We start from the raw sequence: 13,740 nt of genomic DNA, 5'->3' as shown, positions 1-13,740 counted from the left end.
GACGGCGGGCCCTCATCTGGCCGAGATACCCACCCTGCGGTCCGCTTATCACCGCCGGGCGGCGACGCCGGGAATATCGGCACGCGGTCGACGGCTATCCTTGTTTGGTCATGAAGTCGGCTTTCCCGGGTCCGGTCGGTGCCCAGACGGTCTACCTCGATCACGCGGCCACGACACCCATGTTCCCGGTCGCCGTCGAGGCGATGACGGCTGTCCTGGGAACGGCGGGGAACGCGTCGTCGCTGCACGGGTCGGGGCGGGCCGCGCGGCGGCTGCTGGAGGAGGCGCGGGAGTCGATCGCGGCGAATCTGGGGGCGCGGCCGTCGGAGGTGATCTTCACCTCCGGGGGGACCGAGAGCGACAATCTCGCCGTCAAAGGGATCTACCGGGCGCGCCGTGACGCCGAGCCACGGCGTCGGCGGATTCTGGTGAGCGCCGTCGAACACCATGCCGTGCTGGACGCCGTCGAATGGCTGGAGCAGCACGAGGGCGCGGACGTCACGTGGCTGGAGGTGGACTCCGACGGGGTCGTCTCGCCGCGCACACTGCGCACCGCCCTGGAATCGTATGCCGACGAGGTGGCGCTGGTCAGCGTCATGTGGGCCAACAACGAGGTCGGCACCGTCCAGCCGATCGTCGAACTGTCCGCGGTGGCACAGGAATTCGACGTTCCCATGCACAGCGACGCGGTGCAGGCCGCGGCGCAGCTGCCGGTGGACTTCGCGGCCAGCGGGCTGTCGGCGGCCAGTTTCGCCGGGCACAAGGTCGGGGGGCCGCACGGCGTCGGCGTGCTGCTGCTGGGCCGCACCGTGCCGTGCGTGCCGATCGTGCACGGCGGCGGCCACGAACGCGATCTGCGCTCGGGGACCTCGGATGTGCCCGCGGCCGTGGGCCTGGCCGCCGCACTGCGCGAGACCGTGCGCGGGATGGCCTCTCGCACCGTCGAATTGACGCGGCTGAGCGATCGTCTCATCGCCGGTGTGCGGGAGCTGGTCCCCGATGCGGTGCTCAACGGCGCGACGGGGGAGCGGCGGCTGCCCGGCAATGTACATTTCACCTTCCCCGGCTGCGAGGGTGATTCACTGTTGATGCTGTTGGACGCGGCCGGAATCGAATGCTCGACCGGGTCGGCCTGCAACGCGGGCGTGGCCGGACCGAGCCACGTGCTGCTCGCCATGGGCGTGGAACCGGCGCTGGCGCGCGGATCGCTGCGCTTCTCGCTGGGCCACGACTCGACCGATACCGATGTGGATGCCGTGTTGGCGGCGCTGCCGCAGGTGGTGGAGCGGGCCAAGGCCGCCGGACTGGCGAGCGTCGGTTCCGCCCCGCATGCGAAGGGAGGCTACTAGTCATGCGTGTACTGGCCGCCATGAGCGGTGGCGTGGACTCGGCGGTGGCCGCCGCCCGCGCCGTCGACGCCGGACACGAGGTCGTGGGCGTGCACCTGGCGCTGTCGACCGCACCGGGGACGCTGCGCACCGGATCGCGCGGCTGCTGCTCCAAGGAGGACGCCGGGGATGCGCGCCGCGCCGCCGACGTGCTCGGCATCCCGTTCTACGTCTGGGATTTCGCCGACCGGTTCAAGGAGGACGTGATCGACGACTTCGTCGCGTCCTACGCCGCCGGGGAAACCCCCAATCCGTGCCTGCGCTGCAATGAGAAGATCAAGTTCTCGGCGCTGGCCGACCGGGCGGTGGCGCTCGGCTTCGACGCCGTGGTCACCGGGCACTACGCGCGCCTGGCGGACGGGGTGCTGCGCCGCGCCGTGGACGCCGACAAGGATCAGTCCTATGTGCTCGCGGTACTGACCGCCGAGCAGCTCGCGCGCGCCATGTTCCCGGTGGGCGACACCCCGAAGCCGCTGATCCGCGAGGAGGCCGCGGCACGCGGACTCGCCGTCGCGAACAAGCCCGACAGCCACGACATCTGCTTCATCCCCTCCGGTGACACCCGCGCCTTCCTGGGCGCGAAGATCGGCGTCCGGCCCGGTGCCGTCCTCGATGCCGACGGCACCAAGCTCGCCGATCACGAAGGCGTGCACGGTTTCACCATCGGCCAGCGCAAGGGCCTGGGCCTGCCCGGCCCGGCCGCCGACGGCAAGCCGCGCTACGTCACCGATATCGACCCGGAGACCGGGACCGTGCGCGTCGGTTCCGCCGCCGACCTCGAGGTGTGGACGGTGCTCGCCGAGCGCGCCGTCTGGACCTCCGGTGCGGTCCCCGACGGCCCGATCGAGTGCGTGGCCCAGGTGCGCGCCCACGGCGGCACCGCCCCCGCGGTCGCCGAACCCGCCGACGGCGGCCTGGTGGTCCGGCTGCGGCAGCCGCTCACCGGCGTCGCCCGCGGTCAGGCCGTGGTGCTGTACCGTCCGGACGCCGAGCACGGTGACCAGGTGCTCGGCAGCGGCACCATCAGCGGCACCGAGCGCGAACGGCATTCGTACGCGACCGAACTGGTGTCGGACGCCACGGCGTGAGCGGCGCGCGGGAATCGGGTGTCGAGACGAGTTCCGCGGCCGCGAAGGGCAGGATGGATTCCATGAGTGACGTGGGGGCGGACGACCGTGCCGGGTTGCGCGGCGGTGTCGCGACTGGTGTGGGTTCGTGGCCCGGGACCGATATCCGAGAGGCCACGGCGACCGTCGTCGGCGAACTCGGTGATCTCCCGCATCTGGTCGAGTTGCCCGCGCGCGGCGTGGGCGCGGATATGATCGGCCGCGCCTCGGCGCTGCTGGTGGATATGGCCTTCGACAGCACGCCCCGGGGCTACCGGCTGGCCGCACGGCCGGGCGCGGTGGCCCGCCGGGCCCGTGATCTGCTGCGCACCGATCTCGACGCCCTCGAAGAGGCTTGGGAGACAGCCGGTTTGGCGGGTGCCGGGCGCACGGTCAAGGTGCAGGCGACCGGCCCCCTGACCCTCGCCGCCCAGGTCGAACTCCCCGTCGGACATCGCGTGCTCACCGATTCCGGTGCCCTGCGCGATCTTTCGGAGTCCCTCGCGGAGGGGCTCGCGGGCCATGTCGCGGAGGTGGGCAAACGCCTGGGCGCGAACGTCGTCGTCCAACTCGACGAACCGTCGCTGACGGCGGTGCTGGAGGGTTCCCTGCGCGGTGCCAGCGTCATGAACACCGTGCGTGCCCTGCCCGCCCCGGAGGCCCAGCACATCCTCGACACCGTGATCGCAGCCCAGCCCGCCCCGGTCCTGATCCACAGCTGCGACGCCCGCCCGCCGCTGGGGTTCCTGCGCCGAACCACCGCTGCCGCAGTCGGTTTCGACCTGTCCACCATCGGCACCCGGGATCTCGACGATATCGGCGAACTCCTCGACTCCGGTCGCCACCTGGCCCTCGGCCTGATCCCCACCACCGCTCCCGCCACCCCGACCACCTGGCGCGAGATCGCCGAGCCCGCCGTCCGACTGCTGGATCGCCTCGGCCTACCACGCCGCCTGCTCGCCACCCACATCCTGGTCAGCCCTGCCTGCGGCCTGTCCGGAGCACCGCTGAGCTGGGCCCGCCGGGCGCTGGAACTGTCCGCCGAATGCGCCCGCGCCTTCTCCGACGAACCGGAAGCCCTGAGTTTCGACTGACGTCACCGTCACCCCGGGGTCCCGGCCCTGCGCCGGGCCACCCGCGCTCAGGACCCGAAGTACGGCCGCGATCCCGGATGCTGGATCTGCCAGTTGTCCGGTTTCCCCGGCGGATATGCCACCGGAATCTGATCGCCCACCGACGGCCACTGCTGCACATCCCACGCGAACCGCCCGTACGTCTCGTGCGCCACCACCGACGGCCCGGAGATATTGCCGCTGATCGTCACGTACTGATCCCCGGGCATATCCGGTCGCGGACTCACCCCGGTCACATACAGCGTCCCGCTCTCGGCCCCCGTCATCGGCTTCCCCTGCCGACCGCGCCGGTAGAGCATCACCACCGCCACCAGACTTCCGACGATCATCACGAGGAAGGCGAATTCCAGCATGACCTCATGGTAGGCGGCTGCGGGGTGGGTGACCGCAGGCCGCCCGCGACCGTCAGTGCGACGCGAGTTCGCTGGTGCCCTGTGGGGTGCGGCGCAACTGCCAGACCGTGGTGCGTTTGGCTTGGGACCGGCCGTTGCCGCGGTCGATGAGGGTGCGGTTGGGGGTGGTGAAGACCAGTTGGGCGCCGTGGGTGTTGGTTTCGGGGTTCTGGAAGAGCTGGATGAGGCGGTCGGTGGCGTCGGGGGTGAGGTGGGCGTCGATATCGTCGACGGCCAGCACGCCGCCGGAGTCGAGGGTGTCGAGGATCGGGGGGAGCAGGCGGAGCAGGGCCAGGGTGGCGGTGGATTCCTCGGTGATGCCGAACGGGGTGTCGATGCCGTCGTGCACCAGACCGAGGCCGACGCCGCGGCGGGCCACCATGCGGGCGTAGAGGGCGTCGCGGGCGGCGTAGAGGGCGGTGAGTTCGCGGTGCAACACCGTGACGGTCAGTCCGTGGTCGCGCAGCAGCACCTCGGCACGGGCGGGGGAGGTGGTGGCGGCGTCGATCTCCTTCGCGGTGGTGGCGATGTCGCTGTCCAGCTCGCGCAGGTAGTCGGCGTACATGGGGTCGTTCTCGGGGATGAGCAGATCGGCGATGCCGAGATCCGCGGAGCGCAGCAGGGTGAGCAGGCGGGCGGCGTGGTCGGTGGAGCGGGAGATGTGGCTGCCCAGCCGGTGCGCGATGGCCTGCGGATCCTGGTGCCCGCGTTGCACTTCCAGCAGTGATTGGAACCAGCGGTAGGCGGGGACCAGGGCTTCGGCGTACATCTGCCCGGACAGGCTGAGCAGCAGGGCATTCGGGCGCACCAGCGGCACCAGCGCGCCGATGCCGCAGCGGGCGGCCTCGAACATGGGGCCGACGCGGATATCGGTGCCGGCGCGTTCGAAGACGATGCGTTTGCGGTTGTGCGGGTGCGTGTGCAGCCATTCGGCCGTCACATCGGCGTTGTCGAGCCGGAAGCCGTAGGTGTACGGACATCCCTCGGCCACGAAGTTGACCACGAATTCCGAAGGGCGGTTCGGGAATCCGAGGTGCGGGCGGCGGGCGGGCCCGGCGAAGGGATCCCAGCCGGTGACCGAGTTCAGCACCGCGTCGCGCATATGCCACAGCGCGTCGACGAGCGAGGTCTTGCCGGTGGCGGCCCCGCCGTGCACCGCGGTCACCGGTACGGCGACCGGTCCGCTGCCGCGGGTGAGCCGCAATTCCTGCGGTTCGGCGAGGGATCCGTGATTCGACACCTGGAAGCTGCGCAACACGCTCGCCATCCTGCCGGTCGCCGCCGGAATGCGCGAGCGGGGGCGCACCCTTGACAGGCAACCAATAGGTTGCCTATGTTCTAATGTGCAACCAGGGAGTTGCCTATTGAGGAGATGGTGTGGACGAGGTGTTCAAGGCGCTGGCCGACGCGAGTCGCCGCCGCCTGCTCGACAGCCTGAACGACCGCAGCGGCCAAACGCTGCGGGAGTTGTGCGCCGTACTGGAGATGTCCCGGCAGGCGGTCAGCAAGCATCTGGCCGTGCTGGAGGCCGCCAATCTGGTGACCACCCGCCGCCACGGCCGGGAGAAGCTGCACTACCTGAACGCCGAGCCCGTCAATGCCATCGCCGACCGCTGGATCAACCGCTACGACCGCGGGCGGGTGCACGCACTCGCCGACCTCAAGACCGCATTGGAGAGCACGACCATGGGCAGCAACGAATTCGTCTACGCCACCTACATCAAGACCACCCCCGAGCAGCTGTGGCAGGCGCTCACCGAACCGGCCTTCACCAAGCGCTACTGGGGCGCGAGCTTCGACACCGACTGGCAGCCCGGCTCGGAAATGACCTGGCACGAGCGTGATTGGACCAGCAAGGCCCCCGAACAGGTGGTGCTGGAGGCGCAGCCGTACACCCGGCTGTCCTACACCTGGCACTCCGTCGGCCCCGAATTCGGTGAGCAGTTCGGGCTCGACCAGGCCACCGTGGAGAAGTGGGCGAGCGAATCCCGCTCCAAGGTGACCTTCGAGCTGGAACCGGTCGGCACATTGGTGAAACTCACCGTCGTGCACGACGGGTTCGATGCGGGCAGTGGCCTGCTCGAGGCCGTCAGCGGCGGCTGGCCGAGCATCATCACCAATCTGAAGGCCCTGCTGGAAACCGGCGAGACCCTGCCCGAACTCGACCCGGAGGCGTGGACGCCCGAATCGGTGTGAGTCGACGGTGATTCAGCCGAGCATGCCGTACGCCCGCGTCGTCGTGATCCGCACGACGACGCGGCGGTCGGCCACCATGGCCCGCCGATAGTCGTCCCAATCCGGATGCTCCCCACTGAGCGCGCGATAGTAGGCCACCAGTTCCGTCACCGTCGCGTCGTCCACGTCGGCCGCCACCGGCGACAGTTCCGCCTTCCCCTCCAACACCGCGTACGACCAGAAGTCCTCGCTGGTCACATGCAGCGCCGCCCACGGCTCCCGCCGCAGATTGTGATACTTGGCCCGATCGGCCGTGATCGAGATCCGAATGATCCCGTCCTCCGCCACCCAGTGCGTGACATTGGACAGCTGCGGCCGCGTGTCCTTGCGAATGGTCGCCAACACCGACCGGCGGTGCTCCCGAGCGAATGTGACGGCGGTCTCGATATCCATACGCTCTGCAACCGCCGTGGAGGTGGCGCTGTTCCCGCCGCACGGTGTCCGAAATCCGCTGGGGCGAGACGATACCGATCGGTCGCGACTTGGTGGTGATACCCGCGCGACGTGCGGGAATGTCGCGCCTGAGTGTCGGTGGGCTCCGATAGGGTGCCTGTGTGAGCGAATCGGGAATCGAGATCACCCCGGCGAGCGGGGACGAGCGCGTGGAGTGGCAGCGACTGGCGGAGGAGGTTCGCGACCATCAGTTCCGCTATTACGTGCGGGACGCGCCGATCATCTCGGATGGGGAGTTCGACAAGCTGTTCCAGCGACTCGAGGCGCTGGAGGAGGCGCATCCGGATCTGCGGACGCCGGACTCGCCGACGCAGCTGGTGGGCGGGGGATTCACCACCGAATTCGCGCCGGTGGACCATCTGGAGCGAATGTACTCGCTGGACAATGTGTTCAACGACGAGGAGATGCGGCAGTGGATCGGCCGGGTGGAGGCCGAGACCGGACCCGATATCCAGTACGTGTGCGAGGTCAAGATCGACGGCGTCGCACTCAATCTGGTGTACGAGGACGGGCGGCTGGTCCGCGGCGCGACCCGGGGTGACGGACGCACCGGGGAGGACGTCACGCTCAACGCGCGCACCATCGACGACATCCCGCACGTGCTCACGCCCAGCGACGAATTCCCGGTGCCGAAACTGCTCGAGGTGCGCGGCGAGGCGTATATGACGCTTGAGGACTTCGCTCAGCTCAATGCCGCCATCGTGGCGGAAGGCAAACCGCCGTACGCGAATCCGCGCAATACCGCGGCCGGATCGCTGCGGCAGAAGGATCCGGCGGTGACCGCGCGGCGGCGACTGCGCATGATCTGCCACGGCTTCGGCCGCCTGGACGGCTGGGCGCCGGAATCGCAGCACGAGGCGTATCGGGCGCTGTCCGCCTGGGGCCTGCCGGTCTCCGCGCACACCGTGCTGGTGCGGGGTGCCGACGCGGTGCTCGAGCGCGTCGCGTACTGGGGTGAGCACCGCCACGATATCGAGCACGAGATCGACGGCCAGGTCGTCAAGGTCGACGAATTCGCGCTGCAACGTCGCCTCGGCGCGACCTCGCGGGCCCCGCGCTGGGCCATCGCGTACAAGTACCCGCCCGAGGAGGCCACCACCAAACTGCTGGACATCCAGGTGAATGTGGGCCGCACCGGCCGCGTCACCCCGTTCGCGGTCATGGAGCCGGTGACGGTCGCGGGCTCCACCGTCGCCATGGCCACCCTGCACAATGCCGCCGAGGTGCAGCGCAAGGGTGTGCTCATCGGCGACACCGTCACGATCCGCAAGGCCGGTGACGTGATCCCCGAGGTGCTCGGTCCGGTGGTGGATATGCGGGACGGCAGCGAACGCGAATTCGTCATGCCCACCCGGTGTCCGGAGTGCGGCACCGAACTCGCCCCCGAGAAGGAGGGCGACGCCGATATCCGCTGCCCCAACCAGCAGTATTGTCCGGCGCAGTTGCGGGAGCGGGTCTTCCACGTGGCCGGACGCGGCGCGTTCGATATCGAGGCGCTCGGCTACGAGGCCGCCATCGACCTGCTCGAATCCGGCGCCATCGCCGACGAGGGTGACCTGTTCGACCTCGACGAGGACAAGCTGCTCACCACCAAACTGTTCACCAACAAGAGCGGCACGCTCTCGGCGAACGGCAGGAAGCTGCTCGACAATCTGGAGGCCGCCAAGGACCGCCCGCTGTGGCGGGTGCTGGTGGGCCTGTCCATCCGGCATGTCGGACCGACCGCCGCGCGGGCGCTCGCCTCGGAATTCTGGAGCATCGATCGCATCGACGCCGCCACCGTCGAGGAACTCGCCGCCACCGACGGTGTCGGACCGACCATCGCCGCCGCGGTGGCGGAGTGGTTCACCGTCGACTGGCATCGGGCCATCGTCGACAAATGGCGGGCCGCGGGCGTGCGCATGGAGGATGAGCGCGACGAGTCCATCGAGCGCACTCTCGAGGGGCTGTCGATCGTGGTGACCGGTTCGCTGCAAGGGTTCACCCGCGACGGCGCCAAGGAGGCGATCATCGTGCGCGGCGGCAAGGCGGCCAGTTCGGTGTCGAAGAAGACCGCCTTCGTCGTCATCGGCGACGCGCCCGGCTCGAAGGCGGCCAAGGCCGAGGAGCTGGGGGTGCCCATCCTCGACGAGGAGGGGTTTCTCCGGCTCCTGGAGCGTGGCCCCGACGGCGTCGAAGGGTGAGCAAGATCAGGGGGAACTGGTGGCGGTGGCCACTCGCGCGATGCCGCCACCAATTCCCCGTGATCGAATGACCAAGTCGGATGGAGGCGCGGTATGGGTGTGGAGATTCGGGAGGCGCGGGCGGGGGAGTTCGCGGCTGTGGGGGCGTTGACGGTGGAGGTGTATGTGGGGGAGGGGCATGTGAATCCGCGCAGCGATTACGTGTCCGAGCTCGCGGATACCGCGACGCGGGCCGCCGCGGCGGAGGTGCTGGTGGCGGTGCGCGGAGACGAGTTGCTCGGGTCGGTGACGGTGGCCCGGCCGGGAACGCCGTTCGCCGATATCGCCCGACCGGGCGAACTGGAGTTCCGCATGCTCGCCGTGGCCAAACGGGCGCGCGGACTCGGCGTGGGCTCGGCGCTGATCGACCGGGTCGTCGAGATCGCGCGAGCGGAGGGGTGCGCGGGCATCGTCCTCACCACCATGCCGACCATGGCCGATGCCCGTCGCATCTACGACCGTGTCGGTTTCGTTCATGTGCCGGAACGGGATTGGCGGACCATGGCGGGGACGCCGCTCACCGTCATGCGGCGGGATCTGCTCGGGGAGGCGTAGCGGGCAGCTACCGCGGCGGGTGCGAGCCCTCGGCGCGGGACAGCCTCTCGGGAGGCTTATCGGGGCGAGAACTGCTCGGCTAGCCGAGCACCGTGGCGATTATTCCGGCCAGGTAGCCCAGCCGCGCCACCTCGCTGGGGCGGAAGTCCGGTCCGCCCGGCCGTCCGAGCAGCAGCACCTTCCCCGTGTCACCGAGGGGTGCGGCGGCGAGTTTGGTGTCCATGTCGCGCCAGATCTGCGGCACCCAGTCGGCCTCGCCGTCGAGCACGCACGGCTTCTCCAGGGGCATCCAGGGCGCCGACGCCGCCTGGGTGGAGGGTGCGCTCTGGCTGCCGACCACGCGGTAGGCACCCTGCGGACCCATGTCGATCACGGTGCTCCAGCCCACCCGCAGCACCCGCGGCACCCCGTCCACCAGCACCTGGAGCCGGTCGTCGCGGGCACTGGCCACCTGGTCGATGAGCTCGAGTTCCCGATGCGTGTCCAGCATCCCGGAGTACGGGCGCAGCGAGTCCACGAGCACGTCGGCCAGGGATTCGGCCGCGGTGATCAGGGTGTCGGGGAGTGCGCCGGGCGGCACCTCCACCACGATGTCGTCGATCGCGTAGCCGTCGCCGCGTTCGACGACATCCAGCGAGAGGATGTCGGCGCCGACGGAGCCCAGCGCGAGGGCGAGTGAGCCGAGACTTCCCGGGCGATCCGGAAGTTGCACGCGGAGCAGAAATGACACGTGCGTCCCTTCCTTTCCTGTGCGACCGACAACTCGGAACGAATACCCGAGTCTGGCAATACTTACACCCTCGTGAGACCGTTATCGAGTCGACGGGATTCCGGTGACGTGGACCACTGTTCATTGTGGCGGCTATCGAGTGTGCCCGCCATGGTCCCGACCGGTGACGGACGCCCCCGCACGAGTCGATAGGCTGTCGGACAGCCGAATCACCACGCTAAACCATGCCGAAAGGGGTCCCGCGGTGCCCGCCATCTCCCGCGACGAGGTCGCACACCTCGCCCGGTTGTCCCGGCTCGCCCTGACCGAGGAAGAACTGGACCTGTACGCCGGTCAGCTGGATTCGATCCTGAACCACGTCAAGGCCATCTCCGAAGTCGCCGCCGCCGATGTTCCGGCCACCGCGTCGCCGAATCCGGCGACCAATGTGACCCGCCCGGACGAGGTCCAGCCATGCCTGACCCCGGAGCAGGCGCTGTCCGGCGCACCCGCGGTCGAAGAACAGCGGTTCATGGTCCCGCAGATCCTGGGAGAGGGCGAATGACAGACCTGACCAAGCTGACCGCGGCCGAGCTGGCGGAGAAGATCCACGGCCGCGAGGTGTCCTCGGTGGAGGTCACCGAGGCGCACATTCAGCGCATCGCCGAGGTCGACGGCGAGATCAACGCCTTCCTGCACGTCTCCGGCGAGCAGGCGCTCACCGCCGCCGCCGAGGTGGACCGGGCCGTGGCCGCCGGGACCGTGGCCTCGCCGCTGGCCGGTGTTCCGTTGGCGCTCAAGGACGTTTTCACCACCACCGATCAGCCGACCACCTGCGGGTCCAAGATCCTGGAGGGCTGGGTCGCGCCCTACGACGCCACCCTGACCACCAAGCTGCGCGCGGCCGGTATCCCGATTCTCGGCAAGACCAATATGGACGAGTTCGCCATGGGCTCCTCCACCGAGAACTCCGCGTACGGGCCGACCCGCAACCCGTGGGACAAGGATCGGATTCCGGGCGGTTCCGGTGGCGGTTCGGCGGCGGCGCTGGCCTCCTACCAGGCGCCGCTGGCCATCGGCACCGACACCGGCGGTTCCATCCGGCAGCCCGCGGCCGTGACCGCGACCGTCGGCACCAAGCCCACCTACGGCACGGTGTCGCGCTACGGCCTGGTGGCCTGCGCGTCGTCGCTGGACCAGGGCGGGCCGTGCGGTCGCACCGTACTGGACACCGCGCTGCTGCACGAGGTGATCGCCGGCTACGACCCGCGCGACTCCACCTCGCGCGATGTGCCGGTGCCGCCCGTGGTCGCCGCCGCCCGCGAGGGCGCGCGGGGTGATCTGAAGGGCGTCAAGGTCGGTGTGGTCAAGGAACTGCACTCCGACAGCTACCAGCCCGGCGTGATCTCCTCCTTCGACGCCGCCGTCGCCCAGCTGAAGGATCTCGGTGCGGAAGTGATCGAGGTGTCGTGCCCGCACTTCGAGTACGCGCTCGCCTCCTACTACCTGATCCTGCCGTCGGAGGTGTCGTCCAACCTGGCGCGCTTCGACGCCATGCGCTACGGCCTGCGCGTCGGCGACGACGGCACGCATTCGGCCGAGCAGGTCATGTCGCTCACCCGCGAGGCCGGATTCGGCCCGGAGGTCAAGCGCCGCATCATGATCGGCACCTACGCGCTGTCGGCCGGGTACTACGACGCGTTCTACGGTCAGGCGCTGAAGGTGCGCACCCTCATCGCGCAGGACTTCGACAGGGCGTACGAGAGCGTCGACGTGCTGGTCTCGCCGACCAGCCCGTTCACCCCGTGGAAGCTGGGCGAGAAGGTCAACGACCCGCTCGCCATGTACCTGTCCGACCTGTGCACGCTGCCCACCAACCTGGCCGGACACTGCGCCATGTCGGTGCCGTCCGGGCTGAGCCAGGACGACGGCATGCCGGTGGGCCTGCAGATCATGGCCCCGGCCCTGGCCGACGACCGGCTGTACCGCGTCGGTGCCGCCTACGAGGCCGCCCGGGGACCGATCGCCTGAGTGTTCGGCCGCAATCCCGGTGAACGCTGAACTGATCCGGCCCACGCGAAACCCGGGGCCGGATCAGCTCCCGGCGACCGGATCGGCTGGGTTCAGCAGGTGCCGAGGCGGGTGCCCTGGTCGGGGCCGTAGCGGTGACCGTGACCGGTGGGGGCGTCGAGGGCGGCGAGGAGGTCGGCGGTGGTCTGCAGGAAGCTCACCACCGGGAGCCACGGCGGGACGGGGGCGTCGGGGCGGGTGTCGGTGAGGTTCGCCGGGCGCCACAGCAGGGCGGGGGACCAGTGCACCACGGGGTCGGAGGCATTGGCGAGAACCGTTGCGCCGCCGCGGTTGACGGCTCCGGCCGGGGGTCCGGCCCAGAGGACGGCGCAGGTGCGGCGGTCCTGGTCGGCGTCGTCGGGGAAGATGGCGCTGCCGCCGAGCGCGCCGAGGCTCTGGCCGTAGACGTAGAGCTTCGGCGGGTGAGGGAGGGCGGACAGGCGCTGTTCGATGGCCGTGAACAAAGCGCGGGCGGACCGTTCCGCGGCGGCGCGGCCGAAGACGAAGGTGGCCCAGCTCGGCGCCGCCGAGTATTGCAGGCCGACCAGCGCCACATCGCCGTCGAAGCGGTCGTCGAGACCGGCGGCGGCCTCGGCGTCGATCCAGCCCGAACCGGTGGGAACGGTGACCACCAGATGTGAGCGCCGCAGGCCGCCGGAGCGCTCCAACTCCCGGATGGCCAGTGCCACGCGGGAATTCAGATCCGGGGCGGAGTCGAGGCCCACGTACACCCGCACCGCTCGCGCCGGTGTACCCGCCACGAAGCGGCGGCCCTGCGCGCCCAGGGACGGCCAGCTGACCGTGGATACCGGGCTGCCCGACCGCGCGGCGGAGATCGGCTGCCGCACCGCCGGATCCACCGCGGCATTCGCGGCGGCGTAGGCGGCCTGCCGCCACTGCACCACCGCCGGAACCGCGGCCCCCTGCGTCGCCACCGCCAGCAGAACGCCGAGCACCGCACTGCGCAACCGTCCCGTACGCCTTACCAGCCAACGGATTCCATGCGCGAACCCGACAGCCGAGCCCACGACGAGAGTGGTTCCGAGCAGCCACCACAGCCAGTACTCCGCGCCGACCTGCGCGACCCCCATGGCGTCCCGCAACCGCGTCTGCCAATGCTCGGCATACCCGACGGCCCCGCCCGTCGCGACGGCCGCCACCAGCAGCGCCGGCTGCCGCCACCGCGCCGTCACGGCATCGACATGCACGCCGCAGCGCCGCAACGCGAACCGCACCAGCCCGGCCAGCGCGAGACCGATCACGGCCAGCAGCCCGCTCAGAATCGCCTGCGCCGACGGTGTCCGGGGCAGCAGCCCCGGAGCCAACGAGGCGAGCACACCCAGCGCGATTCCCACCGTGGTGCCGAGCCGCGGCGTCGCCGCGGGACTGATGGACACGAAACGAACCCGCGGCCCCCGCCACTGCCGCCCGAGCCCGAAGCGGCCCCGAGCAAACCGGCGCCCACCGCGATCCGGCG

General features: G+C 70.1%; 13 protein-coding genes. 8 read left to right on the top strand and 5 right to left on the bottom strand.

What is annotated here, in order from left to right:
- Positions 1-110: 110 nt before the first annotated feature.
- From FOH10_RS22045 to FOH10_RS22035, 3 genes are all read left to right on the top strand, one after another.
- The gene (locus tag FOH10_RS22045) at positions 111-1,349 is read left to right on the top strand and encodes a cysteine desulfurase family protein (RefSeq protein WP_143982157.1); all 1,239 of its coding nucleotides are present in this window, start codon (positions 111-113) and stop codon (positions 1,347-1,349) included.
- 2 nt (positions 1,350-1,351) lie between these two features.
- The gene (mnmA, locus tag FOH10_RS22040; RefSeq protein ID WP_143982156.1) at positions 1,352-2,476 is read left to right on the top strand and encodes a tRNA 2-thiouridine(34) synthase MnmA; all 1,125 of its coding nucleotides are present in this window, start codon (positions 1,352-1,354) and stop codon (positions 2,474-2,476) included.
- A 62-nt stretch (positions 2,477-2,538) separates the two neighbouring features.
- Positions 2,539-3,588, top strand: a complete 1,050-nt coding sequence (locus FOH10_RS22035) for a methionine synthase (protein ID WP_143982155.1) — start codon at positions 2,539-2,541, stop codon at positions 3,586-3,588.
- Between the two features lie 47 nt (positions 3,589-3,635).
- Here FOH10_RS22035 and FOH10_RS22030 read toward each other — a convergent pair whose 3' ends face one another.
- Positions 3,636-3,980 (bottom strand): hypothetical protein, encoded by a 345-nt coding sequence (locus FOH10_RS22030; RefSeq protein WP_143982154.1) that lies wholly within the window; start codon positions 3,978-3,980, stop codon positions 3,636-3,638.
- Between the two features lie 52 nt (positions 3,981-4,032).
- Positions 4,033-5,286 (bottom strand): AAA family ATPase, encoded by a 1,254-nt coding sequence (locus FOH10_RS22025; RefSeq protein WP_244962110.1) that lies wholly within the window; start codon positions 5,284-5,286, stop codon positions 4,033-4,035.
- 110 nt (positions 5,287-5,396) lie between these two features.
- On the opposite strand from FOH10_RS22025, the gene FOH10_RS22020 reads away from it, so the two are divergent.
- Positions 5,397-6,215: an ArsR/SmtB family transcription factor gene (locus FOH10_RS22020; RefSeq protein ID WP_143982152.1), complete on the top strand. Its 819-nt coding sequence runs from the start codon at positions 5,397-5,399 to the stop codon at positions 6,213-6,215.
- 12 nt (positions 6,216-6,227) lie between these two features.
- Here the strand turns inward: FOH10_RS22020 and FOH10_RS22015 are convergent, their stop codons facing one another.
- Positions 6,228-6,647 carry a PPOX class F420-dependent oxidoreductase gene (locus FOH10_RS22015; RefSeq protein WP_143982151.1) on the bottom strand — a complete coding sequence of 140 codons (420 nt, stop codon included), beginning with the start codon at positions 6,645-6,647 and terminating at the stop codon, positions 6,228-6,230.
- Between the two features lie 161 nt (positions 6,648-6,808).
- Between FOH10_RS22015 and ligA the strand changes: the two genes are divergently transcribed.
- Together ligA and FOH10_RS22005 are read left to right on the top strand one after the other, a co-directional pair.
- Positions 6,809-8,890 (top strand): NAD-dependent DNA ligase LigA, encoded by a 2,082-nt coding sequence (gene ligA / locus FOH10_RS22010; protein ID WP_143982150.1) that lies wholly within the window; start codon positions 6,809-6,811, stop codon positions 8,888-8,890.
- 93 nt (positions 8,891-8,983) lie between these two features.
- On the top strand, positions 8,984-9,484 hold the full coding sequence (locus FOH10_RS22005) for a GNAT family N-acetyltransferase (RefSeq protein WP_029930690.1): 501 nt from the start codon (positions 8,984-8,986) through the stop codon (positions 9,482-9,484).
- 79 nt (positions 9,485-9,563) lie between these two features.
- Here FOH10_RS22005 and FOH10_RS22000 read toward each other — a convergent pair whose 3' ends face one another.
- Entirely contained in the window at positions 9,564-10,214 is a 651-nt protein-coding gene (locus FOH10_RS22000) for an ACT domain-containing protein (protein WP_143982149.1), read from the bottom strand.
- Positions 10,215-10,458: 244 nt separating this feature from the next.
- On the opposite strand from FOH10_RS22000, the gene gatC reads away from it, so the two are divergent.
- Together gatC and gatA are read left to right on the top strand one after the other, a co-directional pair.
- The gene (gatC, locus tag FOH10_RS21995; RefSeq protein ID WP_029930688.1) at positions 10,459-10,758 is read left to right on the top strand and encodes an Asp-tRNA(Asn)/Glu-tRNA(Gln) amidotransferase subunit GatC; all 300 of its coding nucleotides are present in this window, start codon (positions 10,459-10,461) and stop codon (positions 10,756-10,758) included.
- The gene (gene gatA, locus FOH10_RS21990) at positions 10,755-12,224 is read left to right on the top strand and encodes an Asp-tRNA(Asn)/Glu-tRNA(Gln) amidotransferase subunit GatA (protein WP_143982148.1); all 1,470 of its coding nucleotides are present in this window, start codon (positions 10,755-10,757) and stop codon (positions 12,222-12,224) included. The genes gatC and gatA overlap by 4 nt, the downstream gene beginning before the upstream one ends.
- 92 nt (positions 12,225-12,316) lie before the next feature.
- On the opposite strand, the gene FOH10_RS21985 is transcribed toward gatA, so the two are convergent.
- Positions 12,317-13,660 carry an alpha/beta-hydrolase family protein gene (locus FOH10_RS21985; RefSeq protein WP_244961320.1) on the bottom strand — a complete coding sequence of 448 codons (1,344 nt, stop codon included), beginning with the start codon at positions 13,658-13,660 and terminating at the stop codon, positions 12,317-12,319.
- Positions 13,661-13,740 lie beyond the last annotated feature (80 nt).

Origin of the sequence: Nocardia otitidiscaviarum, assembly GCF_007362295.1 — a bacterium.
Lineage (GTDB): Bacteria > Actinomycetota > Actinomycetes > Mycobacteriales > Mycobacteriaceae > Nocardia > Nocardia otitidiscaviarum.
Note: the sequence above shows the minus strand (reverse complement) of the source record. Positions and strands in the feature narration are given on the sequence as shown.